This is a genomic window from Blastococcus sp. SYSU D00813 (assembly GCF_054050735.1).
This window is the reverse complement of record NZ_JBJGZX010000010.1, coordinates 92,117-115,802: the sequence shown is the minus strand read 5'-3', so window position 1 is coordinate 115,802 and position 23,686 is coordinate 92,117. Positions and strand designations below refer to the sequence as shown.

23 protein-coding genes are annotated in these 23,686 nt (G+C 74.9%); 14 read left to right on the top strand and 9 right to left on the bottom strand.

Features of this window, described 5'->3' with window-relative positions; genetic code table 11:
* Nucleotides 1-39: 39 nt before the first annotated feature.
* From ACI8AX_RS09570 to ACI8AX_RS09540, 7 genes are all read right to left on the bottom strand, one after another.
* On the bottom strand, nucleotides 40-210 hold the full coding sequence (locus ACI8AX_RS09570) for a hypothetical protein (protein ID WP_456549571.1): 171 nt from the start codon (nucleotides 208-210) through the stop codon (nucleotides 40-42).
* A 52-nt stretch (nucleotides 211-262) separates the two neighbouring features.
* Nucleotides 263-688, bottom strand: coding sequence for a hypothetical protein (locus tag ACI8AX_RS09565; protein WP_456549570.1), 426 nt, complete (start codon nucleotides 686-688; stop codon nucleotides 263-265).
* Between the two features lie 55 nt (nucleotides 689-743).
* Nucleotides 744-1,385, bottom strand: coding sequence for a TetR/AcrR family transcriptional regulator (locus ACI8AX_RS09560; protein ID WP_456549569.1), 642 nt, complete (start codon nucleotides 1,383-1,385; stop codon nucleotides 744-746).
* 217 nt (nucleotides 1,386-1,602) lie between these two features.
* The gene (locus ACI8AX_RS09555) at nucleotides 1,603-1,743 is read right to left on the bottom strand and encodes a hypothetical protein (RefSeq protein ID WP_456549568.1); all 141 of its coding nucleotides are present in this window, start codon (nucleotides 1,741-1,743) and stop codon (nucleotides 1,603-1,605) included.
* A 79-nt stretch (nucleotides 1,744-1,822) separates the two neighbouring features.
* Entirely contained in the window at nucleotides 1,823-2,743 is a 921-nt protein-coding gene (locus ACI8AX_RS09550) for a metal ABC transporter permease (RefSeq protein WP_456549567.1), read from the bottom strand.
* The gene (locus ACI8AX_RS09545) at nucleotides 2,740-3,564 is read right to left on the bottom strand and encodes a metal ABC transporter ATP-binding protein (RefSeq protein ID WP_456549566.1); all 825 of its coding nucleotides are present in this window, start codon (nucleotides 3,562-3,564) and stop codon (nucleotides 2,740-2,742) included. The genes ACI8AX_RS09550 and ACI8AX_RS09545 overlap by 4 nt, the downstream gene beginning before the upstream one ends.
* Nucleotides 3,561-4,484: a metal ABC transporter solute-binding protein, Zn/Mn family gene (locus ACI8AX_RS09540; protein ID WP_456549565.1), complete on the bottom strand. Its 924-nt coding sequence runs from the start codon at nucleotides 4,482-4,484 to the stop codon at nucleotides 3,561-3,563. Before ACI8AX_RS09540 ends, ACI8AX_RS09545 begins: the two co-directional genes overlap by 4 nt.
* Nucleotides 4,485-4,651: 167 nt before the next feature.
* Here ACI8AX_RS09540 and ACI8AX_RS09535 point away from each other — a divergent pair, with 167 nt between their 5' ends.
* Nucleotides 4,652-5,761 carry an acetamidase/formamidase family protein gene (locus tag ACI8AX_RS09535; RefSeq protein WP_456549564.1) on the top strand — a complete coding sequence of 370 codons (1,110 nt, stop codon included), beginning with the start codon at nucleotides 4,652-4,654 and terminating at the stop codon, nucleotides 5,759-5,761.
* Nucleotides 5,762-5,854: 93 nt separating this feature from the next.
* Here ACI8AX_RS09535 and ACI8AX_RS09530 read toward each other — a convergent pair whose 3' ends face one another.
* Nucleotides 5,855-8,080: a cytochrome P450/oxidoreductase gene (locus ACI8AX_RS09530; RefSeq protein WP_456549563.1), complete on the bottom strand. Its 2,226-nt coding sequence runs from the start codon at nucleotides 8,078-8,080 to the stop codon at nucleotides 5,855-5,857.
* 69 nt (nucleotides 8,081-8,149) lie between these two features.
* On the bottom strand, nucleotides 8,150-9,610 hold the full coding sequence (locus ACI8AX_RS09525; protein ID WP_456549562.1) for an aldehyde dehydrogenase family protein: 1,461 nt from the start codon (nucleotides 9,608-9,610) through the stop codon (nucleotides 8,150-8,152).
* 61 nt (nucleotides 9,611-9,671) lie between these two features.
* Between ACI8AX_RS09525 and ACI8AX_RS09520 the strand changes: the two genes are divergently transcribed.
* The 13 genes from ACI8AX_RS09520 to ACI8AX_RS09460 all read left to right on the top strand — a co-directional run bounded on the left by ACI8AX_RS09520 (nucleotide 9,672) and on the right by ACI8AX_RS09460 (nucleotide 23,667).
* Nucleotides 9,672-10,769, top strand: coding sequence for an NAD(P)-dependent alcohol dehydrogenase (locus ACI8AX_RS09520; protein WP_456549561.1), 1,098 nt, complete (start codon nucleotides 9,672-9,674; stop codon nucleotides 10,767-10,769).
* Nucleotides 10,770-10,987: 218 nt separating this feature from the next.
* A complete protein-coding gene (locus ACI8AX_RS09515; protein WP_456549560.1) occupies nucleotides 10,988-12,010 on the top strand; it encodes a zinc-binding dehydrogenase in 1,023 nt (340 codons plus the stop codon).
* Entirely contained in the window at nucleotides 12,007-13,404 is a 1,398-nt protein-coding gene (locus ACI8AX_RS09510; protein WP_456549559.1) for an amidohydrolase family protein, read from the top strand. The genes ACI8AX_RS09515 and ACI8AX_RS09510 overlap by 4 nt, the downstream gene beginning before the upstream one ends.
* Nucleotides 13,401-14,063: a flavin reductase family protein gene (locus ACI8AX_RS09505; RefSeq protein WP_456549558.1), complete on the top strand. Its 663-nt coding sequence runs from the start codon at nucleotides 13,401-13,403 to the stop codon at nucleotides 14,061-14,063. The genes ACI8AX_RS09510 and ACI8AX_RS09505 overlap by 4 nt, the downstream gene beginning before the upstream one ends.
* Nucleotides 14,064-14,132: 69 nt before the next feature.
* Complete coding sequence (locus ACI8AX_RS09500; protein WP_456549557.1) at nucleotides 14,133-15,233, top strand: BMP family ABC transporter substrate-binding protein; 1,101 nt, start codon at nucleotides 14,133-14,135, stop codon at nucleotides 15,231-15,233.
* A gap of 2 nt (nucleotides 15,234-15,235) precedes the next feature.
* Nucleotides 15,236-16,876 (top strand): ABC transporter ATP-binding protein, encoded by a 1,641-nt coding sequence (locus ACI8AX_RS09495; protein ID WP_456549556.1) that lies wholly within the window; start codon nucleotides 15,236-15,238, stop codon nucleotides 16,874-16,876.
* Nucleotides 16,873-18,075 carry an ABC transporter permease gene (locus ACI8AX_RS09490; RefSeq protein ID WP_456549555.1) on the top strand — a complete coding sequence of 401 codons (1,203 nt, stop codon included), beginning with the start codon at nucleotides 16,873-16,875 and terminating at the stop codon, nucleotides 18,073-18,075. The genes ACI8AX_RS09495 and ACI8AX_RS09490 overlap by 4 nt, the downstream gene beginning before the upstream one ends.
* A complete protein-coding gene (locus ACI8AX_RS09485; protein ID WP_456549554.1) occupies nucleotides 18,075-18,983 on the top strand; it encodes an ABC transporter permease in 909 nt (302 codons plus the stop codon). Before ACI8AX_RS09490 ends, ACI8AX_RS09485 begins: the two co-directional genes overlap by 1 nt.
* A 50-nt stretch (nucleotides 18,984-19,033) precedes the next feature.
* On the top strand, nucleotides 19,034-19,492 hold the full coding sequence (locus ACI8AX_RS09480) for a VOC family protein (RefSeq protein WP_456549553.1): 459 nt from the start codon (nucleotides 19,034-19,036) through the stop codon (nucleotides 19,490-19,492).
* Entirely contained in the window at nucleotides 19,489-19,914 is a 426-nt protein-coding gene (locus ACI8AX_RS09475) for a nuclear transport factor 2 family protein (RefSeq protein ID WP_456549552.1), read from the top strand. The genes ACI8AX_RS09480 and ACI8AX_RS09475 overlap by 4 nt, the downstream gene beginning before the upstream one ends.
* Nucleotides 19,915-20,093: 179 nt before the next feature.
* Entirely contained in the window at nucleotides 20,094-21,140 is a 1,047-nt protein-coding gene (locus tag ACI8AX_RS09470; protein ID WP_456549551.1) for a zinc-binding dehydrogenase, read from the top strand.
* Nucleotides 21,137-22,240 carry a methyltransferase gene (locus ACI8AX_RS09465; RefSeq protein ID WP_456549550.1) on the top strand — a complete coding sequence of 368 codons (1,104 nt, stop codon included), beginning with the start codon at nucleotides 21,137-21,139 and terminating at the stop codon, nucleotides 22,238-22,240. The genes ACI8AX_RS09470 and ACI8AX_RS09465 overlap by 4 nt, the downstream gene beginning before the upstream one ends.
* Nucleotides 22,241-22,242: 2 nt before the next feature.
* Complete coding sequence (locus tag ACI8AX_RS09460; protein WP_456549549.1) at nucleotides 22,243-23,667, top strand: amidohydrolase family protein; 1,425 nt, start codon at nucleotides 22,243-22,245, stop codon at nucleotides 23,665-23,667.
* The last annotated feature ends 19 nt before the right edge of the window (nucleotides 23,668-23,686 follow it).

Here is a 23,686-nt window from a genome sequence, read left to right as displayed (position 1 = left end):
GGAGGTCCCGTCAAACGAGCCGACGGCGAGCGGTCGTGGTCAGTGGGCGTCCGGCTCCGTGCCGGCCGGCGGCCAGGCCGGACCGGCGATCCCGTCGGCGGGACCCTCGGTCGCGCCGAGGGACTCCCGGTCCTCGCCGGGCGCCTTCTCGGCCCCCAGCGGCTTCGCCTGGCGCTCGGATCCCGCGTCGTCCGCATCGGGCATCGTCATGGTGCGCGGGTGCCCGGTCCGGACGTGGCGGAAACGGGAGCCGCGGGGGCGGTCAGTCGCTCAGCGACGGCCCGGGCTCGTGGTGCGGGTGGCCCTTGGTGCGCTCGCGCTGCTTCATCCGCGCCTCGTACACGTGCCGGTCGCCGTTCGACAGCTCGTTGCGGGCCCGCTCGTCGAAGGCGCGGAAGGTCGACCAGTACGTGGCGTCGTAGTCCTCGACGATCTGGAAGGTCCACCGGTCGGCGATGACGTTGCGGCCCACGAGGTCGCGGTCGAGGTCGTCGGCGAGCTGCGTGTGCCCCGCCTCACGGAACAGCTCCACGGCGTCCTGGAGCAGCAGGTCGGCCTTGCCCGAGTGCTGGTGAAACCCGTAGAGCTGGCCTCGCGCCTGCTCGATGGTCTCCAGGGCCTCGGAGAGCTTGCCGAGGCCCTCCACCGTCGTGTCGTCGAGGTCCGGGCGGCTGCGGTCGTCGGTCACCCCTGCATCCTGCGGGGCGTCCGGCGCCCCCGCTCGCCGGACGCGGGGACGGGCCTCAGACCCCGGCGGGGGTGCCGGTCAGCGCGCCGTCGATGAGCCGCTCGGCCAGCTGGCGCCCGTGCGACGCCGGCCCGTCGGGGCCCAGGAGCCCGCCGGAGAGGTACATGCCGTCGATCACCAGGTGGATCTGGGCGGCCAGGTCCTCGCCGCCGCCGGGCAGGAGCTCGTCGGCCAGGCGCTCCAGGCGGGCGTGCAGCTGGAACTTGTAGTCCGCGGCGGCGCTGCGCGCCGGGTGCGTCGGGTCGTCGTACTCGCTGCTGACGTTGGTGAAGGGGCACCCGCGGAAGCCGGCGCGGGTGACGTCGCGCTCGACGATGTCGACGACGGCGAGCAGGGCGGCGCGCGGGTCGCCGTCCAGGCGGGCCAGGTCGGCGTCGACGGTGGCGAGGACGGTGGCCGCCTTGCGGGCCAGGTAGGCGCCGACCAGCTCGTCCTTGCTCTTGAAGAGCCGGTACACCGTCATCTTGCCCAGGCCCGTCTCGCGGACGAGCTCGTCCATGCCCACGCTGCGGGAGCTGCGGGAGGAGAAGAGCCGCTCGGCGGTGTCGAGCACGATGGCCTGCCGCTCCGCCCGACTGCGGCGGACGGGGGCCGCGACGTCGTCGGCGGTGGCGAGGGAGAGGGCGGCTGCGGTCACGTCCCGGATCGTGCACCCGGACGTGACGGAGCAGTTCGCGGCACGCCGGTCCCGGGCCCAGGTTGGTCGCACTGGGTGACGAGAGGCGCCCGGGTGGGCCGGGGCTCCGGTGGTGCGTGAGGCGACTGTGACGATGCGTGACGCTGCGTCGTCGTCGGTGGCCCCGTCCAGAGGCTCGCCCCGAGTTCGCGAGGGGTGCGGAAGGCGGGGTCCTCCCTCAGGCCCGGCGGACCCGGCGGGGGTTGGCCAGCATGCGGGAGACGGGGCCGGCGGTCGACTGCTGGTCGCGGGCCTCGTCCACCAGCTGCTCGACGGCGTCCTCGGTCGCTACTCGGGCCTCGCGCTGCGTGTCCTCCATGCCACCCAGGGTCCCCTCCCGGCACCTGTCGGAAACAGCCCCCCGAGGGTGAGATGCACCCCAACCGCTGAGATCTGCCTCACAGGGCGGGCGCGCGGCCCGCCGTCGGGACGGCGTCGTGGGCGTGCCCGCCCCGGTGTCCGGCGCCGGTGGGCACGGCGCCGCGGTGCCGGCGCGTGCCGGCCAGGACGACGACCCAGACCAGCACCGAGACGGTGACGACGAAGAAGCTCGGCGGCAGGTCGAACATGGCCGCGAGCACCAGGCCGGTCCAGACCGACAGCAGCGCGATGCCGACGGCGATGGCCGCGACGCGCCCCGGCCGGGCGGTCAGCCGCAGCGCGGTCGCCGCCGGGGTGACGACGAGGCCGAACAGCAGCAGCGTGCCCACGACCTGGACGGCCATCGTGATGGTCAGCGCGAGGAGGACGACGAAGGCCACCCCCAGCGCCCGCACCGGGACGCCGCGGGCCTCGGCCACGGCCGGGTCCACCGAGGCGAACACCAGGGGCCGGGCCACGAGGGCCAGGACGAGTGCCACCGCCGCCGTGAACAGGGCGAAGACGACGAGCTCCTCGTCGGAGACGGCCAGCAGGTTGCCGAAGAGCACCGAGGTGGTCGTGCTCGCGTTGGCGCTGGCCAGCGACCCGAACAGCACCCCCAGGCCGGTCGCGAACGCCAGCACGGTGCCCGTGGCGATCTCCCGCTCGGCCACCCGTCGTCCCAGCAGGCCGATCAGCAGGCCCCCGCCCAGGCAGAACACGGCGAGGCCGAGGGTGACGGGGGCGCCGACCAGGATCGCGCCGGTCGCGCCCGGGAAGCCGATGTGGGCGAGCGCGTGGGCGGCGAAGGCGTTGCTGCGGGTGACGACGAAGTAGCCGAGCAGCCCGGCGGCGACCGCGACCAGCGAGCCGCCGACCAGCGCGTTGCGCATGAAGTCCGTCTGCAGCACGTCCCACCAGTTGGACTGGAACTGGACCGCCGCGGCGAGCGCGCTCATGCCGGGTCCGGCCCGGTGGCACGGGTGAACAGGTCGCCCTGCGCCGTCCGCACGACCCGCACCGTCGTCCCGTAGAGGTGGGTGAGCAGGTCCTCCTGCACCACGTCGCCGATCGGGTCGTGGTGCGGGTGGCCGTCGAGCAGGTAGACGGCGTCGGTGAGGACCGGCAGCAGCGGGTTGAGGTCGTGCGCCACGACCATGACCGTGACGGGGCGCTCCCGGCGCAGCTCGCCGAGCAGGGTGACGATCTCCTGCTGGTTGCGCAGGTCGAGGTTGGCCAGCGGCTCGTCGAGCAGCAGCAGCTCGGCGTCGTCCACGATGGCCTGGGCGATCGCCACGCGCTGCTGCTGGCCGCCGGAGAGCTGCGACATCCGCCGGTCGGCGTACTCGAGCGCACCGACGCGGCGCAGCGCCTCGTCGACGCGCGCCCGGTCGGCGGCGGTGGTGCGGCGCAGGCCGAAGCGGTGCCCGGTCAGGCCGAGGGTCACCAGGTCGCGGCAGCGGATGGCCTCGCCGAGGGCCGCGGTGTAGTTCTGCGGCACGTACCCGATCCGCCGGTCCCCGCGCCGCGGGACGGCGCCGAGCACCTCCACGCGGCCGGAGGCGACCGGGAGCAGCCCGAGCGCCACCTGGAACAGCGTCGTCTTCCCCGCGCCGTTGGGGCCGATGACCCCGACCACCGCGCCCGCGGGGACGGCGAGCGTCCCCTCCGACCACACGGTCCGTCCGCCGCGCACGACGCTCACGTCGTCCAGGACGAGGGCCGGCGGCCGCGCCGTCCCGTCGGTCCGGGCCGCCGTCAGCCCCTGCGGCCCGCTCACGCGGCGTCCTCGAGGGCGTCGGAGAGTCGCTCCAGCTGGTCCACCTGCCACTCGACGAAGGAACCGTCGTCGTCCGGCGACGATTCCGTGACCTCCACGACGGGGACGCCGGCCTCCTCGGCCGCGGTGCGCAGCTGCTCGGGGAGGCTGCCCTCGGTCTGGGTGTTGTAGACGAGGACGTCGATGCGGCCGTCGGCCAGCGCGGCCTCGAACTCGGCCAGGTCGCCGGGCGACGGCTCCCCCTCGTTGCCCACTGCGGACCGGTAGCCGGCGGGGGTGGCGTCGGTCAGGCCGACCGCCCGCGCGGTGCGGTCGAGGACCGGCTCGGTCGCGCCGTAGGTGCGCCCGGCGGAGACGTCGCGCAGCCGGGCCAGCGCCTCGACGTAGGGCTGCAGCTCGGTGGTGAACAGCTGGCGCTGCTGCTGCAGGTAGGGGGCGGCGTCGGCGGAGAGCTCGGTGAGCGCCGCGGTCACCGCGTCGGCGAAGCGCGGGACGAGCTCGGGCTCGTACCACAGGTGCGGGTCGTCGCCGGTCCGTGCGCCGGCCACCTCGGCGACGTCGACCACGACCGGTCGCGGCGAGACGCCGGCCGCGGCGTCGGCCGCCCAGCCGTCGTAGCCGAGGCCGTTGTAGACGACCACGTCGGCGTCCTCGAAGGCCGCGATGTCGCTCGTGCTCGCCTCGTGGTCGTGCGGGTCGCCCGCGCCGGAGCCCAGCACGGTCGTGACCGTCGTGCAGTCGCCGCCGAGCTGGCCGACGATCGAGCCCCACTGGGCGACCGAGACGACGACGTCGAGGACCTCCCCGGGGCAGTTCGCCGGGTCCCCCTCGTCGGTGACCGGTCCGGCGTCCCCGCCCGAGCAGCCGGCCAGGGTCAGGCCGGTGAGGGCCGCCAGCACGGCGGCCGTGGTGCGGCGCACGGATCTCCTCGACATGGTAATCGTTCTCAGGACCAGTATGGCGCATGCCGGTCCGCGCGGTCCGGCGCCGTCCGCGTCCCGCGGGATGCATACGCCGTCCCGCCATGCGATACGACATGTCACGCAGTGGAAACCGCCGGGTAACGCGCGCGCGGTGCGATCGACGCATGACGACCGCCACCTCGCTCCTGGCGCTCTCGCCGCAGGCCGAGCGCACCTTCGCCGCCCCGGCCCCTCCGCCGCACGCGCTCCCGGCGACGCCGGCGACGGTGCGGTGGGGGGCCGTCGACCCGGCCGCCGCGCCGGTGCTGGAGGTCGCCTCCGGTGCCGCGGTGGCGCTGGAGGCGGTCAGCCACCACGCCGGGGACGCGCCGGAGCTGATGATGGACGCCGGCCTCGACGAGATCTGGGCCGCGATCCCCGAGGGGGAGCGCGGCCCCGGCGTGCACGTGCTCACCGGGCCGGTGGCGGTCGCCGGCGCGCGCCCGGGCGGGGCGGTCGCCGTCCGCATCGACGCCATGGCCCCGCGGGTGCCCTACGGCTCCAACTGCGCCGCCAACTGGGGGCTGCTGTACGACACGTACGGCAAGGAGCGGATCACCGTCTACGAGCTCGACCACTCCGACGGGACGCCGGCCACCGACTTCCCGACCGTCGCCCAGCCGCTGTTCGGGTACGACTTCACCTCGCGCGCCCTCTACGACGTCCCGGGCTGGCGGACGCCGGCGTCGGCGCGCGTGGAGGAGCCGTTCACCCGTCCGGTGCGGGTGCCCGTGCGGCCGCACTTCGGGCTGATGGGCGTGCTGCCCGGCGGCGACGACGTCCTGTCGAGCATCCCGCCGGGCGTCTTCGGCGGGAACGTGGACAACTGGCGGTTCGGCCCCGGCGCCACCGTCTTCTACCCGGTGTTCCGCGAGGGCGCCGGCGTCTACTGGGGCGACCCGCACTTCGCGCAGGGGGACGGCGAGGTGTGCGGCACCGCGATCGAGGCCTCGGCGAACGCGACCGTGCGGCTGGCCGCCGTCGACGACCTGCAGCTGCGCGCGCCCATGCTGGAGACCGGCACCCACTGGTACACGCACGGCTTCGGCGCCGACCTCGACGCGGCCGCGCGGATGGCCGTCGAGGAGATGATCACCCTGCTGCAGTGGCGGGTGGGCCTGTCGGCCGACGACGCCTACTCCCTGTGCTCCGTGGCGATGGACATGGGCGTCACCCAGGTCGTCGACGGCACGCTCGGCGCGCACTGCGGCATCCGCCGCGACATCTTCGGCTGACCGCCCGGCGGGCCGGCACGCCACAGCGTGCGCCGAGGTGCAGGACTCCTCGCGGGGACTGCACCTCGGCGCACGCTGCCGGCGTCTCCGGGGCTAGAGGTCGAGGGTGAGCGACGGCGTCCTCGCCCGGCCCACGCAGACCATCATCGAGCGCCCCGCGGCGCGCTCCTCCTCGGTGAGCACCGAGTCGCGGTGCTCGGGGACGCCGGCCAGCACCCGGGTCTCGCAGGCGCCGCAGTAGCCCTTCTCGCAGTCCGAGGACAGCGTGGGGACGACGTCGCGCAGCGCCTCGACGATCCGCTGGTCGGCGGGCACGGTCACCGTCGTCCCGGTGCGGGCGAGGTGGACGTCGAAGGCCACGTCGTGCGACGTGTCGATCGCGACCTCCTCCTCCGGCGCGGTGAACCGCTCGACGTGCAGCCGGTCGCCGATCCCGGCCGCGGCGCAGGCGGCCTCCATCGCGGCGATCATCGGCGCCGGGCCGCAGCAGTAGACGGCGGTCCCCGGGCCGGCGGCGGCCACGGCGGCGGCCAGGTCCGGGACGCCGTGGACGTCCTGCGGGAGCAGCTGCACCCGGTCGCCGGCCAGCGCGACGAGGTCGTCGGCGAAGGCCATCGAGGCCGCCGTCCGGCCGCCGTAGAGCAGCCGCACGGAGGCGCCGCGGGCGACCAGCTCGCGCGCCATCGCCAGGATCGGCGTGACGCCGATGCCGCCGGCGACCAGCAGGTAGTCCGGCGCCTCGACCAGCGGGAAGTGGTTGCGCGGGCCGCGCACGGTCAGCCGGGCGCCGCTGCGGGCGAGCTCGTGCAGCTCGACCGAGCCGCCGCGGCCGGCCGCCTCGCGGAGCACGGCGACGGTCCAGGTCGGCTCGGCCGGGTCGCCGCACAGGGAGTACTGCCGCAGCCGGCCCGAGGGCAGCCGGACCTCCAGGTGCGCGCCGGGGGTCCACGGGGGCAGCGCCGCGCCGGTCGGGTCGGCGAAGGTCACCGCGACGACGTCGGTGGCCACCGCGCGCACCCCGGTCACCTCCAGCTCGCGGGTGACGATCGCCGCGGGAGCCGGGGCCGAGCCCAGCCGCGGCCCCGGGGTGAACAGCGCCGGGATCGCGTCCCAGCCGGTCTGGTTGCCGCGCGTGGGGTAGGGGACCAGGCCCTCGGGCAGCACCCGGTAGTCGGGCAGCCGGGTGAGGACCTGGCGCATCATCTCGCCGAACATCGCCCGGGCGAGGTGGGCGCCGGCGCAGCGGTGGGTGCCGATGCCGAAGGCCAGGTGCCGCTGCGGGTTGCGGTCGAGCACCACGGTCTCGGGGTCGGGGAAGACCTCCGGGTCGTGGTTGGCCGCCACCCACGGGATGAGCACCCGCTGGCCGGCGTGCATCTGCACCCCGCCGACCTCCGCGTCGGCCAGCAGCGTGCGGGCCATCGACTGCGACGGCGCGAACACCCGCAGGAACTCCTCGACCGCGACGTCGAGCAGGTCGGGGTCGTCGATCAGCCGCTGCCGCTCCTCGGGGTGCTCCGACAGCCACACCAGCGTCGACCCGGTCAGCGACGTCGTGGTGTCCACGCCGCCGGCGACCAGCAGGTACATGACCGAGACGAGCTCCTGCTCGGTGAACGGCCGGCCCTCGGGGTGCTCGGCGTGCACGAGCACGGAGACGGCGTCGTCGCGGGGGTCCGCCCGCCGCGCCGCGATCAGCTCGCGGATGCGGCTCTCCAGGTACATGAGGCCCTCGACCCCGCGCATCGCCCGCTCGGTGCCCGGGACGCTGGCGAAGATGTCGTGCACCGGTCCGGCGAGCTTCTTCCAGTCGTCGGTCGGGAAGCCCAGCCAGTCCAGCGTGACCGCCGCCGGCACCGGGTTGGTCAGGTCGCGGACGAAGTCCACCGACCCGGACTCGACGAAGGCGTCGATCGCCGCGGTGGTGTGCCGGGCGATCATCGGCTTCAGCCGCTCGACCGCGTCGAACGTCAGCAGCGGGTTGATCAGCTCGCGGTAGGGCGTCGCCCGCGGCGGGTCGAGCTCGATCGGGTACTGCTCGAGCCCCGGGCCGAACGGGATGACGAAGGAGATGCCGCGGTCGCCCGCCGGCGCCCGCTCGGAGGAGAAGGTGGCGTCGTCCCGCGCGATGCGGACGACGTCGGCGTGCCGGGTGGTGAAGAAGAAGCCCTCGTGGGCCTCGGTCCACCCCACCGGCTGCGTCTCGCGGAAGCGGCGGTAGTAGGCCACCGGGTCGGCGTTCGCCTCGGGGGAGTGGTGGTCGAACTGCTCGCCGGCGGGGGCGGCGGCGGACTCGGTACGGGGGTCGGTGAGGGTCAACTCGCGCTCCGGAGGGGCTCGAGGCGGGACGCGCGGTGTTGCCCGGCCGCGCCACCGGGACCAGCGAGACTAGACGGCGCGGGGCGGCAGCAGGCGGATGGCCACGGCCTTCTCCTGCGTGTACTCCCGCATCGCGGCGTAGCCGCCGCCGCGGGAGAAGCCGCTGTCCTTCTGCATGTTGAAGGGGAAGCCGATCACGCCGACGTCGTGGAACTGGTTGACCGCGACCTGGCCGCTGCGCACGCCGGCGGCCATCCGGATGGCCCGGGAGACGTCCGAGGTCCAGATGCAGGACAGCAGCCCGAAGTCGGTGCGGTTGGCCAGCTCCAGGGCCTCGGCGTCGTCCGTGAACGTCTGCAGCGCGAGCACGGGGCCGAAGACCTCCTCGCGGACGATGCGCGAGTCGGGCGTCACGCCGTCGACGACGGTCGGCTCGACGTACCAGCCGGCGCCGCGGTCGGCGGGGACGCCGCCGCCGGTGAGCACCCGGGCGCCGGTGGAGGGCAGCTCGGTGAGGAAGCCCAGCACCCGGTCGCGCTGGGTGGCGTTGACCAGCGGGCCCATGTCCAGGTCCTCGTCCCAGGCGCCGATCCGCACCGCGCGCATGGCCTCGACGACCCGCTCGCGCACCTCGTCGGCGACCGACTCCTGCACGACGAGGCGGGAGCCGGCGTAGCAGTTCTGCCCGGCGTTCTCGGTGATGGAGCCGACGATCGCCGGGATCGCGGTGTCGAGGTCGGCGTCGGCGAAGACGAGGTTCGGCGACTTGCCGCCCAGCTCCAGCTTGACCGGCACGAGGTTCTCGGCGGCCGAGCGCATGATCGCCCGGCCGGTCGCCGTCGAGCCGACGAAGCTGAGGTGGTCGATGCCGGCGTGCCCGGAGAGCGCGGCGCCGGCCTGCGGGCCGCCGGTGACGACGTTGAGGACGCCGGCCGGCAGCCCGGCCTCGGCGGCCAGCTCGGCCAGGGCCAGCACGACCAGCGGCGCGACCTCCGACGGCTTCAGGACGACGGTGTTGCCGGCGGCCAGCGCGGGCGCGGCGTTGGCCGCGGTCAGGACGGCGGGGACGTTCCACGGCGTGATGACGGCGCACACGCCCAGCGGCTCCATCAGCGTGTAGCCGTGGAAGTCCGGGGTGCGGGTGGGCAGCGTGACGCCGGTCAGCTTGTCGGCCGCGCCGCCGAAGTAGCCGATGATCCCGCCGGCGATGAAGGCGTTCATCCGTCCGCCGGACAGCGGCTTGCCGACGTCCTGCGCCTCCAGCGCGGCCAGCCGCTCGGCGTTCTCGAACACCAGCTGCGACCAGCGGGAGAGGAGCGCGCCGCGGTCGGTGGGGTTGGTCGCCGCCCAGCCGGGGGCGGCACGGCGGGCCGCGGCCACGGCGGCGTCGACGTCGGCCGCGCTGCCCTCGGCGACCGTGGCGAACGGCTGCCCGGTGGCGGGGTCGACCAGCTCCAGGCGGCCGCCGCCGGCCGCGGGCGACCACTCGCCGCCGATGAACTGGAGGCCCTCGTGCACGGACGTCGTCATGCTGAGATCGTGGGCGGCAGCATCTCGCCAGTCAAGACGGTCTCTCGTAACGTGACACGCCATGACCGGTCGACCGACTGCCGTGACCGCCGCCGTCCTGCGGGATCCCGCCGGGCCCCTGGAGCTCGTCGAACTGGAGCTGGCGCCACCCCGGGCCGACGAGGTGGTGGTGCGGCTGGTGAGCACCGGCATCTGCGGCACCGACCTGGAGTTCCGCTCCATGATGACGCCGCCGGTCGTGCTCGGGCACGAGGGCGCGGGCGTGGTCGAGCAGGTCGGCGAGGGGGTCACGGACCTGGCCGTCGGCGACCCGGTCGCCATGACCTTCGCCTTCTGCGGGCAGTGCGGCCCCTGCTCGCAGGACGCGATGGCCTACTGCGAGGAGTTCTGGGCGTACAACTTCATCGGCACGCGCCCCGACGGCAGCACCGCGCTGTCGCAGGACGGGCAGCCGGTGCACGGCCACTTCCTGGGCCAGTCCTCCTTCGCCACGCACGTGGTCGCCCGGCGCGGCAGCGTCGTGAAGGTCCCCGCGGGCACCGACCTCACCGTCGTCGGGCCCTTCGGCTGCGGCTTCCAGACCGGCGCCGGCGGCGTGCTCAACGTGCTGCGCCCCGCGCCGGGGAGCTCGATCGGCGTCTTCGGCGCCGGCGCGGTGGGTGCGGCGGCGATCCTCGGTGCCGTCGAGGCCGGCTGCACCACGATCGTCGCGGTGGACGTGAACCCGGCGAAGCTCGAGCAGGCGCGGGGGCTGGGCGCCACGCACACGGTCGTCGCCGGGGAGGACCTCGCCGAGCGGGTCCGGGCCGAGGTGCCCGGCGGGCTGCAGTACAGCGTCGACACCACCGGGCGGGCCGACGTCCTGCGCGCCGCCGTCGAGTCGCTGGCCCCGCTGGGCGTCTGCGGGGTCATCGGGGTGGGCGCGAGCGCGGAGATGTCGTTCGAGTGGCGCTCGATCCTCGGCACCGGCCGGTCGGTCGTCGGCATCACCGCCGGCGCCAGCGTCCCCGAGGAGTTCCTGCCGCGGCTGGTCGAGCTGCACCGGGCCGGCCGCTTCCCGGTCGACGGGTTGCTGACCCACTACCCGTTCGCCGAGATCAACCGCGCCCTGGACGACGTCCGGGCAGGTCGGGTGGGCAAGGCCGTCCTCACGTTCTGAGCCCGCACGGGCGTCCGTGACGCCGGTCACCGCCAGCCGGTGACCGGCGTCACTCGTCTCCAGCCGCTTGTTACAAGCGCGTTGATTCCGTAACGGCCTGGACTTGACCGTTGACACGGCCTGCGGCCCCGACAACAGTGACCCGCACCGGTCCACATCGTGAACTACCGATTCACGATGCGAGACGGTCGAGGAAGCCGGGAGGAGGTGACGGGAGCGTGCGAGCCGTGGTCCAGACCGCCTTCGGTGGCCCCGAGGTCCTCTCCCTCGTCGACCGTCCCGTCCCCGTCCCCGGACCGGCCGAGGTGCTGGTCCGCGTCGCCGCCTGCGGGGTCAACCAGCTCGACGTCCTGCAGCGCCGCGGCCACGTGCGCCTGCCCGGCCTCGAGCTGCCGCACGTCGCCGGGATGGACGTCGCCGGCGTCGTCGAGGCCGCCGGTGAGGAGTCCCCGGTGCCGGTGGGCACGCGCGTGCTCCTCGACCCCAGTGTCCCCTGCGGCGCCTGCCCGCTGTGCCACGAGGGCCGCGGCGGCCACTGTCCGAACCTGCGCATCCTCGGCGCCACGGTCGACGGCGGGTTCGCCGAGTACGTCGTCGCGCCCGCCTCGGCCGCGCACCCGGTCCCCGACGGCGTCGACCTGACCGACGCCGCCTGCCTGCCCACCCCGTGGGCGACCGCCCACTCCGCCGTGGTGCGCGTGGGCCGCCTGCGCGCCGGCGAGACGCTGCTCGTGCACGCCGCCGCCGGGTCGGTGGGCCTGGCCGCGGTGCAGATCGCCCAGCGGGTCGGCGCCCGCGTCGTCGCCACCGTCGGCAGCCCGGAGAAGGCCGCGGCGCTGTCCAAGGTCGGCGTCGAGCACGTCGTCGGCGACCCCGGCGCGCTGGCCGGCGTGGTCGCCGAGGTCACCGACGGCCGCGGGGTCGACGTCGTCCTCGAGTACCTCGGCCCGGCCACCTGGGCGGCCTCCATGGCGGCGCTGCGCATCGGCGGCCGGCTGGTCCTCCTCGGCAACACCACCGGCGACCAGGTCTCCTTCTCCCTCTCCGACGCCTTCCACCGCGGGCTCGAGCTGCTGGGCGCCGGCGGCTACCTGCCCAGCGACACGGCCGCGGCCCTGCAGCTGTTCGCCGACGGGGGGACGGCGCTGGTCGCCGGCACCTTCCCGCTGGAGGAGGCCGGCGCCGCGCAGGAGCTGCTGTGCGAGCGCAGCACGGTCGGCCGCGTGCTGGTGGTGCCATGACCACCCTGCTCGTCGTCGACGGCGACGTCGTCACCATGGGCCCGGACCGGGCGGTGCTCGAGCGCACCACGGTCGCGGTTCGCGACGGCGCGATCGTGGCCCTGGGCCCCGCCGCCGAGCTGCGCGCCGCGCACCCCGGCGCCGCGGAGATCGACGCCGCCGGCTGCGTGGTCACCCCCGGCCTGGTCGACGCCCACCAGCACACGACCGGTGACCCGCTGGTCCGCAGCACCATCCCCGACGACATCGACGCCCAGCAGGCGATCTTCGACTGGGCGGTGCCGGTGCACTCCGGCCACGAGCCCGGGGACGACGAGGTGTCGGCGGCCCTCACCGCCGTCGAGGCGCTGGTCAACGGCGTGACCACCATCGCCGAGCCCGGCACGGTCGCCCATCCGCTGTCGGTCGCGCGCGGCCTGTCGGCGGTCGGCATCCGCGGCCGCGTGGGCACCTGGGGCTGGGACGCCCCCGGCCTGCCCTGGTCGGGCCCGGCCGCCGAGGTGCTGACCCGCCAGGAGCAGCTGCTCGCCGACCTGCCCGCCGACGGCGTGGTGGGCGCCTGGGTGACCCTCGTCGGTCACGACCTGGCCAGCGACGAGCTGTTCGCCGGCGCGGCCGCCCTGGCCGAGCGCGCCGGCACGCAGGTCACCTGGCACCTGTCGCCCAGCGCAGCGGACGGCGTGGCCTACGCCGCCCGCAGCGGCAAGCGCCCGGTCACCCACCTGGCCGACCTCGGCGTCCTGGGCCCGCGGCTGGTGCTCGGGCACGCCGTCCACCTGGACGACGCCGAGCTCGCCGCCCTCCTGGAGACGCGGACCGCCGTCGCCGTCTGCCCGGGCGCCTACCTGCGGCTCGGCCAGGGCTACACCGGCGCCTCCCGGCACGCGGAGTTCCTCCGGGCCGGCGGCCGGCTCGCGCTGGGCTGCGACGCGCACAACGCCGGCGACACCCCCGACGTGCTGCGGGCGGCGTGGCTGCTGGCCGGGGTCTCCCGGGACACCGGCGCCGGGGACCCGCCGCTGACCGCGGCCGACGCCTTCGCCGTGGCCACCTGCGGCGGCGCGGAGGCGCTCGGCCTCGGCGACCTGGTCGGGTCGGTCGAGGTCGGCAAGCGCGCGGACCTGGTCGTCTTCGACGGGACGGCGCCGGCCTGGACCCCCCGCGGCGACCTGGCGCTGCACCTGGTCTGGGGCGCGCCGAGCGGCACCGTCCGCGACGTCCTGGTCGACGGCCGCCCCGTCGTCCGCGACGGCCGCGTCACCACCGTCGACCTCGCCGCCCTGCGCGAGGAGGCCGCCGGCCGCCGGGCCGCGCTGCTGCGCCGGGCCGGCATCGACCCCGTCCCCAGCTGGCCGGTCCGGCCGGCCCTCGTCCCGGGAGGTGCCCGCGCGTGAGGACCATCGACCTCGGCGGCCGGTCCCCGGCCCAGCTGCAGGGCCTGCTGTCCCAGCTGGTCGTGCCGCGGCCCATCGCGATGATCTCCACCACCGGGCCGGCCGGTGTCAACGTCGCGCCGTTCAGCTACTTCATGCCGGTCTGCGGCCAGCCGCCCACGATCGCGGTGACGATCGGGACCGTCCGCGAGGCCAGCCCCGAGCCCAAGGACACCTGGGTGAACCTCGAGGCCACCGGCGAGTTCGTGGTGAACCTGACTACCACGGCGCTGGTCGACCACATCGAGACCGTGGCCCGCGAGTACCCGCCGGACGTCGACGAGGCGCAGTTGGTCGGCTGGACCACCCGTCCCTCCGAGGTCGTGGCCGCGCCGTCGCTGGCGGAGAGCCCGGCCCACCTCGAGTGCCGGGTGCTGGAGACCATCGACCGCGGGGACCCGACCTCCTGCTTCTCGGGCGTCCACATCGTGCTGGCCGAGGTCGTCGCCATCCGCGTGTCCGAGGACCTGCTGGCCGACGACAGCGAGACCCGCATCGACCCGACCCGCGTGGCCGCCATCGGCCGCATGGGCTTCCCCATGTTCGTCGCCGCCACCGGTGACGCCGTCTTCGAGCAGGAGCGCATCGCGTATGCGGACCTGGTCGACAGCGCCGGCTGAGCCGGTCGCGCAGCACCGCACCACCGGCTCCACAGACCCGACAACCCACCTCAGATCCGGGAGGCAGCAATGTCCACCAAGAGACCCCTGCGGCGCACCGCCGCGCTGGCGGCCGTCGCGGTCGTCGCGCTCAGCGCCTGCGGCAACAACGCGGAGGACTCCGACAGCGGCTCCGACGGCGGCTCGTCGGGCGGCGGCGGCAGCAGCGCCTCGGGCGAGCAGCCGGACGTCAACGGCGACGGCGACGTCAAGATCGGCGTCCTCAGCCCCGGCGACCTCAATGACAACGGCTACTACGAGTCGTTCGTCGTCAAGGCGCAGGAGTTCGTCGACGGCCAGGACGGCTGGGAGCTGATCAAGGTCGGCTCGATCAACCCCGCCGACGCGCTCGAGCAGGCCCGCAACATGTGCCGCCAGGGCGTCGACATGGTCGCGCTGGCCGCCTCCGAGCTCGCCGACGCACTGCCGGCGGCCGAGGAGGACGTCTGCGCGGACACCATCTGGTACCTCCCGTCGCAGACCGAGGGCTACGAGCTCGCCGACAACGTCGTCCTCTCGCAGGACTCGGCGTCCGAGTCGCTGCTGGCCGCCGGCTACGCGCTGGGCCTGCTCATGCAGGACAGCGGCGCCACCTCGGCCGGGTTCGTCACCGGCCCGGAGCTGGACTTCAGCATCATCGCCGCGCAGGCCTTCCAGGCCGGCATCCGGCAGATCGTCCCGGACGCCGAGGTGGTCACCACCTACACCGGCGACTTCGACGACTCGGGCTTGGCCGTGGAGGCCACCCAGGCGCAGATCGGCCAGGGCATCGGCGGGCTGTACCCGTACCTGGGTGGCGCCACCGACGCCTCGGCCCAGCTCGGCTTCGACGCCGGCATCCCGGTCCTGACGCCGGGCACCGACCGCTGCGGTGAGGACACCTACGCCATCTCGGTGATCTTCGACCCGGGCGAGTACTTCGCGGCCGCGCTGCAGGACTTCGCCGACGGCGCCCTCGAGGGCGGCTCGACCCGCGTCTGGAAGATGGGCGTCGACCCGCTGCCCACCGTCGAGTTCTGCGACGCCAGCGGCGCGACGGCCGAGCAGCAGCAGCAGCTGGCCGACTTCATCGCCTCGGTCGGGGACGGCACGATCGACCCCGACGCCGAGGTCGAGCGCCTGGGGAGCTGAACGTGAGCCACGACCGTGCCCGTACCGACGGGCCCGTCCCCGCACTGGAACTGCGGGGCATCAGCAAGCGGTACGGGCCGGTCGTGGCCTGCGACGCCGTGGACCTCTCCGTCCAGCGCGGTGAGGTGCACGGCCTGCTCGGGGAGAACGGCGCCGGCAAGTCCACCCTCATGAAGGTCCTCATGGGCCTCGTGCAGGCCGACGCCGGCGAGGTCCACCGGGACGGCGTCCGGGTCGACGTGCACACGCCGCTGCAGGCGGCCGAGCACGGCCTGGGCATGGTGCACCAGCACTTCAGCCTCATCGAGCCGCTCACCGTCTGGGAGAACGTCGCCCTCGGCGAGCCCGGCCGGATCGACCGCGACGCGATCTGCGCCGACGTCGAGGCCGTCGGTGCCCGGTACGGGCTGGTCGTCGACCCGGCGGCCACGGTCGAGCGGCTGTCGGCCGGCGAGCGCCAGCGGGTCGAGCTGATCAAGGCGCTGCGCCGCGACCCGAAGGTGCTCATCCTCGACGAGCCCACCTCGGTGCTCACCATCGCCGAGTCCGCGGCGCTGTTCGAGGTGCTGCGCACCTCGGTGGTCGCGGAGGGCCGCGGGGTCATCCTCATCAGCCACAAGCTGGCCGAGATCACCGCCGCCACCGACGTCGTGTCGGTGCTGCGCCGGGGCAGGCTGGCGTTTCACTGCCGCACCGCCGACACCTCCGCGCCGGAGCTGGCCCGCCAGATGGTCGGCCGCGACGTGTCGCTGCAGTCCGAGGGCGCGGCCCTCGGCCTCGTCGTCACCGACGACCCCGCCAAGCACCTCAGCCCGGTGCTCGCCGGCGGCCTGGACGCCGTGCCCGCCGAGCCACCGGCCCCGCAGGTCTCCGCGGACGTCCAGGGGACGGCGGCGCTGGCCCTGCACGACCTGTGCGTCACCGGACCGGACGGTCGCGTGCTGCTGGACTCCCTCGACCTGGAGGTCGCGACCGGCGAGATCGTCGCCCTCTACGGCGTCGAGGGGAACGGGCAGGCGACGCTCGGCGACCTGCTCTCCGGCCTGCTCGAGCCCGACACCGGCGAGGTGCGCGTCGACGGCCGCCCGGTGGCGCTCGACCGGCCCGGCGCCCTGCACGACGCGGGGATCGGCGTCATCCCCGAGGACCGGCACCGCTCCGGCGTCGTCCTGGACATGAGCGTGGCCGACAACCTGGTCATGACCGACCTCCGCCGGTTCAGCGGCCGGTGGCTGATGCGCCGCAACCAGATCCGCGCGCAGGCGCAGGACCTCGTCGAGCGGTTCGCCATCCGGACGCCGTCGATCGACGCCCCGCTGCGCACCCTGTCCGGCGGCAACCAGCAGCGCGTCGTCCTGGCCCGCGAGCTGTCCGCGGGGCCCACCGTCCTGGTCGCCGCCCAGCCCACGCACGGGCTGGACGTCGGCGCCATCGAGGACATGTACGCCCGCCTGCGGGAGGCGGCCGCCTCCGGCGTCGCCGTCCTGCTCATCTCGACCGAACTGGAGGAGGTCATGGCGCTGGCCAGCCGCATCGCGGTCATCTCGTCGGGCCGGATCATCGGGGTCCTCGACGTCGCGGACGCCTCCCCGCAGCGCCTGGGCATGCTCGTCGGGGGCCTCGTGAGCGGTGACGCGGCATGACGACCGTCGCCGGCCCCACCGGCAGCCCCCGCCGTCCCCTCGTCTCCTACGTCGTCGGCCCGACCGGGCTGCGCCGGCCCTCCACCGACGCGTGGCGCACGGCGGGCATCACCGTCGGCTGCGTCGCGCTGGTGATGGCGCTGGCCGCGCTGCTCGTCACCCTCTCCGACGGCTCGCCGTCGGAGGTCGTCGACGCGCTCTACACCGGGAGCATCGCCGACGCCGCCGGCTGGTCGCAGACGTTCGTCAACGCCGCGCCGCTGCTGCTGGTCGCGCTCGGCGCCTGCATCGCCAACCGGGCCGGGGTGTTCAACATCGGCCAGGAGGGGCAGCTGCTCATCGGCGCGATGGTCGGCTGCTTCGTCGCCCTGCGGCTGCAGGGGCCCGGCTGGCTGGTCATCACGGTCGCTCTGGTCGCGGCCGCGGCCGGCGGCGGCGCCTGGTCGGGCATCAGCGCGGCGATGTACTACACCCGCGGCGTCAACGTCGTCGTCACCACGCTGCTGCTCACCTTCATCGCCGCCCAGGTCGTGCAGTTCGCCGTCCTGAGCCCCTCGCTGCTGCAGGAGACCGGTATCGGCAACGGGCCGGCCCGCCCGCAGTCCGACGCGGTGCCGGAGTACCTGCGGCTGGCCAGCTTCGGCGAGTACCCGGACCTGACCGTCGGCGTCGGGGCCATCCTGGCCGTGCTGGCCACCGTCGTCCTGGCCGTGCTGCTGGGCCGCAGCCGCTGGGGCTTCCGGCTGAACATGCTGGGCCTCAACCCCATGGCCGCCCGGCACGCGGGCATCCGCGCCTCCCGCCTCGGCGGCTCGGCGCTGGTGCTCTCCGGGGCCTTCGCCGGCCTCGCCGGCGGCGTGATCCTGATGGGCACCGTCTTCCGGCTCCAGCCGGCCATCTCCAACAACTTCGGCTGGGACGGCCTGCTGGTCGCCCTCGTCGCCCGCAGCCGCCCGGGTCTCGCCCTGCCGGTGGCCGTGCTCTTCGGCGGCCTGCGCGCCGGCTCCAGCTACCTGGCCGCCACCGGCGTGCCGGACTACCTGGTCGACGTCATCCAGGCGCTGCTCGTGCTCGCCTTCGTCGTGCCGCCGGTGCTGTCGGCGATGTGGGGCCGCCGCATCCGCAACCGCTCCGCCGTCCCCGAGTCCCCCGCCCGGCCGTCGGCCGCCGCGCCCGCCAAGGAAGAGGTGCCGGTCTGATGTGGCTCGACGACGGCGGCACGGTGCTCTCCAGCGCCCTGCGCCTCACCGCCCCGCTGGCGTTCGCCGCCTGCGGGGAGTACCTCGCCGAGCGCGCGGGGACGCTCAACATCTCCGTCGAGGGGATGATGCTCTCCGGCGCCTTCGGCGCGATCGCCGTCGGCAGCGCCACCGGCAGCCCGACCGTCGGCCTGTTCGCCGGCGCGCTGGTCGGCCTGCTCGTGGCCCTGGTGCACGCCAACCTGTCGCACCGGATCCAGATCAACACGTTCGTCGTCGGCCTGGTGATCAACACCCTGGTGCTGGGCGTGACGAGCTTCCTGCTGCAGACCATGGAGTTCAGCCGCACCCAGGTCGGCGTCCTCGAGGTCCCGGGGTTGTCGGAGATCCCGCTGATCGGCGTGGTCTTCGAGCAGCGGTGGCCGTTCTACCTGCTCGTCCTGGTCGTCCCGCTGACCTGGTTCCTGGTCAACCGCACCCGGTGGGGCCTGGAGCTGCGCGCGGTGGGGGAGAACCCGCAGGCCGCCGACGTCAGCGGGATCAGGGTGAACGTCCGCCGCCGGCAGGCGCTCATGTGGTGCGGCGTGATGTCCGGGCTCGGCGGCGCCTACCTGTCGGTCGGCCTCGTCGGCTCGTTCAACAACAACATGACCGCCGGTCGCGGGTTCATCGTGATCGCCGCGGTGATCTTCGGCGCCTGGCGGCTCAAGGGCACCCTGCTCGGCTGCTTCCTGTTCGGCGCCGCCGACGCGCTGCGCCTGGCCCTGCCGTCGCTGGGCGTCGAGCTCAACGCCCAGCTGCTGGTGGCCGCGCCCTACCTGCTGGCGCTCGCGGTCATGGTGCTGATGGTCAAGTCGCAGCGCGAGCCCCGGGCGCTGTCGAAACCGTTCGAGAGAGGACTGGTCTGAGTGGTCCCCGCGACCACCGGCCGGCCCAGAGGAGAGAGGAACACCACCCGATGACCGGACCCGTGCTGACCGAGGCCCGCTGGACCCACGTCGCCCTGCCGACCGGGGACCTGGACGCCGCGATCGAGTTCTACACGTCGCTCACCCCGCTGGTCGTCGTGGAGCGGTTCTCCGACGACGCCGGCGAGAGCGCCTGGCTGTCGAACGACAAGCAGGCCGAGACGCCGTTCGTGCTCGTGCTCGTGTCGTTCGACAAGGACAAGGGCGGGCAGCTGGGCCTGCTCAAGCCGTTCGCACACCTGGGCATCGAGGTCCCGCACCGCGAGGACGTCGACGCCATCGCCGCCAAGGCGAGGGAGCTGGGCGTGCTGCAGTGGGAGCCCCGCGACATGCCCGGCCCCGTCGGCTACATCTGCGCGCTCAACGACCCCGACGGCAACGTCATCGAGATCTCGCACAACCAGAAGGTGTTCGAGCTCGTCCGCAACAAGTGGGGCACCCCGGCTTGAGCGACACCCGCGCCGCGGTCACGGCCTACCTCGACGCCCTGAACACCGGGGACCCGGACGTGATCGCGGCGCGCGTCACCGAGGACTTCGTCAACGAGCACACCAGTGCCCGGGGGCGCAGCCTCACCGGCCGGGCGGCCTACCGCGAGCGGCTGCCCGGTTTCCTGGCGGCCTTCGTCGGCCTGCGGTACGAGGCCGAGGACGTCCTGGTCGACGGCGACCGGGCCGCGGTGGCCTACCGGATGACGGCCCGGATGCAGCGCGACGGCGCCGCGGAGGTGCCGGTCGACGTCCGCGGGGTGTTCCGGTTCCGCGTGCGCGACGGCCTGGTCGCCGCCCGCGCGGACTACTGGGACGGCGAGGTCGTGGCCGCCCAGACCGCCGCCGTGGACGGCGTCCCGGCCGACGCGGCCGGGGGTTGACGCCCCCGCCCACGACCTGGTTCCTTCTCCTCGACCCGCCCCGGTAGGCAACAGACCGGAGCGGGGGAGCGCGGCGACGCAGCCCGCTGGATCCCACCGTTGCATGCCGATCGGGCGTGCCGCGGACATGGGCGGGACGCCCGGTCGGACCACATGTCGGTCCACCCCAGGGAGCCCCGGTGAAGAGCATCTCCTACGGCGTCCACGGCGACGCCGGCGTCCTCGAGGTCACCGAGTCCGACGTCCCCGAGCCCGGACCGGGCGAGGTGCTGGTCGAGGTCGCCGCCTGCGGGCTCAACCACCTCGACGTCCTGCAGCGCCGCGGTCCCGCCCTGATCCCCGGCTTCGAGCTGCCGCACGTGGCCGGCATGGACGTCGCCGGCACGGTCGCCGCCGTCGGACCCGACGTCGACCCGGCCGCGCACCCGGCCGCCCGCGCCGGCGCCCGCGTGGTGGTCAACCCCGCCGTCCCCTGCGACGACTGCCCGGTGTGCGCCGGCGGCGCCGACGGCATGTGCCCGGCCACGAAGGTGGTCGGCGGCAACGTGGCCGGGGGCTACGCCGAGTACGTCGTCGTCCCCGCGGCGAACGTGCACGCCGTCCCCGACGGGGTGGACCTCGTCGAGGCGGCGGTCGTGCCCACGGTCTGGATGACCGCCTGGCACGCGCTGGTCGAGGTCGGCCAGGTGGCGGCCGGGGAGACCGTGCTCGTGCACGCCGGCGCCAGCGGGGTCAGCACGGCGGCCATCCAGCTGGCCAAGGCCGCCGGGGCGCGGGTGGTCACCACGGTGAGCAGCGCGGCCAAGGCCCCGTACGCCGCCGACCTCGGGGCGGACCTGGTCGTGGACACCTCGACCACCGACCTGGTCGGCGCCGCCCGCGGGTTCACCGACGGCCGCGGCGTCGACGTCGTCGTCGACCACGTCGGCCCCGCCGTCTGGGACGCCTCGGTCTACAGCCTCGGGCACCGCGGCCGGCTGGTCTTCCTCGGCAACACCACCGGCGACCGGACGTCGTTCGACCTCGTCTACGCCTACCACTTCGGCCTGCGGCTGCTGGGCTCCGACCCCTACGACCGGCGCGAGTTCGCCCCGATGCTGGAGCGCTACTGGTCGTCGGGTTTCCGCACCCCGGTCGACAGCGAGTTCCCGCTGGTCGAGGCGGCCGCCGCGCAGCGGCACATGGAGTCGCGCCGCGCCACCGGCAAGATCGTGCTGCGGCCGTGAGTGCCCCGCCGGTGGTCGGGCCCGGCCCGGTCTGGGACGTCGTCAACGGCCTGGCCGGCTTCGGCGCGCTGGCCGCCGCCCTCGATCTCGGGGCCGTCGACGCCCTGGCGACGGCCGGCGACGACGGGCTGACGGCGGACGCGCTGGCCGCCGCGGTGGGCGCCGCGGACGCCGAGGGTGTGGCGCTGCTCGCCGAGCTGCTGGTCTCCCTGGGCCTGCTGACCACCGACGGCCGGGCGTTCGCGCTGACCCCGGTGGCCGCCCGCTTCCTGGTCCGCGACTCCCCGGCGTCCATGGCCGCGCTCGCGCCGCTGTCGCCGGGCCCGTGGTCGGGCTGGCAGCACCTGGCCGCGACCCTCCGCACCGGCCGGGTGCCGGAGGCGACGGCGGAGGAGCTGGGCGCGATGTACCCGGACCTGGTCCGCGCGACCGCCCCGACGCAGCGCGCCGTGGCCGCCGGTGTGGTCGGCGAGCTGGCCGCCCGCGGCCTGTGGCCCGAGGCCCCGCGCGTGGTCGACCTCGGCTGCGGCTCGGCCGCCTGGCTGGCCGTCCTGGCCGGCGACCGGCCCGGCGCCACGGCGGTCGGGGTCGACCTGCCGGGGGTGCTGGAGGTCGCCCGCGAGACGGTGGCGGCGGCCGGGCTCGCCGGCCGGGTGTCCCTCCACGCCGGGGACTACCTGGCGGCGGACCTGCCCGCCGGCGGGGCCGACGTCGTCGTCCTGGCCCACGTGCTGCGCGCCGAGCCGCGCGCGCGGGCCCGGCGGCTGCTGGCCCGGGCGGTGGAGCTCACCGCGCCCGGCGGGGTGGTCGTCGTCGCCGACTACCCGCGGCCGGACCCCGCCACGGAGCCGGACCCCGGCCGCGACGCCGTCCTCGCCGCCGCCCGCCACGAGCTGGTGCTCTCGCTGACCATGGCCGCCTCCACCGCCGGCCGCGGCGTCTCCGTGGCCGACCTGCGCGCGTGGGCGGCGGACTGCGGCGCCGCGCTCACCGACGTCCTGCAGCCGGTGCCCCGGCAGACCGTCTTCCTGGTCCGCCGTCCCGAGACCGAGACCGTCCCCGGGACCGCCCCCGGGACCGCCCCCGAGACCGAGAGGTGACCATGACCGAATCCCCGGACAGGGCCCCGACCCGCCCCACGGGCGAGCCCTGCGACACGCTCGTGCTGGGCTCCCACGTCGTCACCATGGACGACGAGCGCCGGGTGTACCGCGACGGCGCCGTGGCGGTCCGCGACGGCCGGATCGTGGCCGTCGGCGCGGCGGCCGAGCTGCAGGCCCGCTACAGCCCCGCCGAGGTCGTCGGCGGCGAGCGCTTCGTCGTCACGCCGGGGCTGGTCAACACCCACGTGCACATCACCGGGGAGCCGCTGACCCGCGGCTTCGTCCCCGACGACACCCCGTTCCTCGAGAACGTCTTCGAGTGGCTCACCCCGATCCACACCCACTACACCGAGGACGACGAGCGGGTCTCGGCGCAGCTGGCCGCGCTGGAGATGCTGAAGTCCGGGACGACGGCGTTCCTCGAGGCCGGCACCGTCCGGTTCATCGACCCCGTCGTCGACGGGCTGGCCGAGATCGGCATCCGGGCGCGGGTCGGCCCGTGGGCGTGGGACCTGGTCGGCGACTACGAGGCGCTGCGGATGACCACCGCCGAGGCGGTCGGCGCGATGACCTACGCGATGGACACCTACGGCTCGGCCGCCGACGGCCGGGTGCAGGCCTGGCCGATCGTCATCGGGCACACCACGTGCAGCGACGAGCTCTGGCAGACCGCCAAGCGGATGTCCGACGAGCGCGGCACCGGGATGAGCGCGCACATGTCCCCGGCCGCGATGGACCCCGAAGGGTTCCTCGCCACCTTCGGGCAGCGGCCGATGGTCCACCTCGACGAGATCGGCGTCCTGGACCGCAACGTGCTGCTGACCCACGCCGTCCACGTCGACGACACAGAGATCGCCGCGCTGGCGCGGACCGGGACGAGCATCGCCCACTGCCCCACGACGGCGCTCAAGGTCTCCTACGGCGTCACCCAGATCGGGAAGTTCCCCGAGATGGTCGCCGCCGGCGTGAACGTGGCGATCGGCACCGACGGCAACAACGCCTCCAACTACCACGACCTCATGCGGGCCACCTACCTCGTGGCGGGGCTGTTCAAGGACGCCCGCCGCGACGCGACGGTGTTCCCGGCCGAGGACGCCTTCGCCATGGCGACCCGCAACGGCGCCCGCGCACTGCAGGCCGAGGACGAGCTCGGCTCGCTCGAGGCCGGCAAGCAGGCCGACCTGGTCCTGCACGACACCAACCGGCCCGAGTGGCGCCCGTTGCACAACGTCGCCAACCAGCTGGTCTGGTCGGCCGACGGCCGCGGGGTGCACACCGTCATGGTCGGCGGCCGGCGCGTGGTCGAGGACTACCGCTGCACCACCGTCGACGAGGACGCGCTGCTGCAGCGCGCCCAGGCCGCGGGCGAGGGCGTCGTCGCCCGGTCCGGCCTCCCCGACCGGGCCAAGTGGCCCTCGTCCTGATCCCACCCCCACCCACCGA

Bases quoted from the DNA above. Each gene is read 5' to 3' on its own strand.
- ACI8AX_RS09480 (WP_456549553.1), top strand. From the start codon at position 19,034: ATGACCGGACCCGTGCTGACCGAGGCCCGCTGGACCCACGTCGCCCTG.
- ACI8AX_RS09550 (WP_456549567.1), bottom strand. From the start codon at position 2,743: ATGAGCGCGCTCGCCGCGGCGGTCCAGTTCCAGTCCAACTGGTGGGAC.
- ACI8AX_RS09510 (WP_456549559.1), top strand. From the start codon at position 12,007: ATGACCACCCTGCTCGTCGTCGACGGCGACGTCGTCACCATGGGCCCG.
- ACI8AX_RS09555 (WP_456549568.1), bottom strand. From the start codon at position 1,743: ATGGAGGACACGCAGCGCGAGGCCCGAGTAGCGACCGAGGACGCCGTC.
- ACI8AX_RS09520 (WP_456549561.1), top strand. From the start codon at position 9,672: ATGACCGGTCGACCGACTGCCGTGACCGCCGCCGTCCTGCGGGATCCC.
- ACI8AX_RS09460 (WP_456549549.1), top strand. From the start codon at position 22,243: ATGACCGAATCCCCGGACAGGGCCCCGACCCGCCCCACGGGCGAGCCC.
- ACI8AX_RS09570 (WP_456549571.1), bottom strand. From the start codon at position 210: ATGACGATGCCCGATGCGGACGACGCGGGATCCGAGCGCCAGGCGAAG.
- ACI8AX_RS09500 (WP_456549557.1), top strand. From the start codon at position 14,133: ATGTCCACCAAGAGACCCCTGCGGCGCACCGCCGCGCTGGCGGCCGTC.
- ACI8AX_RS09485 (WP_456549554.1), top strand. From the start codon at position 18,075: ATGTGGCTCGACGACGGCGGCACGGTGCTCTCCAGCGCCCTGCGCCTC.
- ACI8AX_RS09525 (WP_456549562.1), bottom strand. From the start codon at position 9,610: ATGACGACGTCCGTGCACGAGGGCCTCCAGTTCATCGGCGGCGAGTGG.
- ACI8AX_RS09535 (WP_456549564.1), top strand. From the start codon at position 4,652: ATGACGACCGCCACCTCGCTCCTGGCGCTCTCGCCGCAGGCCGAGCGC.
- ACI8AX_RS09490 (WP_456549555.1), top strand. From the start codon at position 16,873: ATGACGACCGTCGCCGGCCCCACCGGCAGCCCCCGCCGTCCCCTCGTC.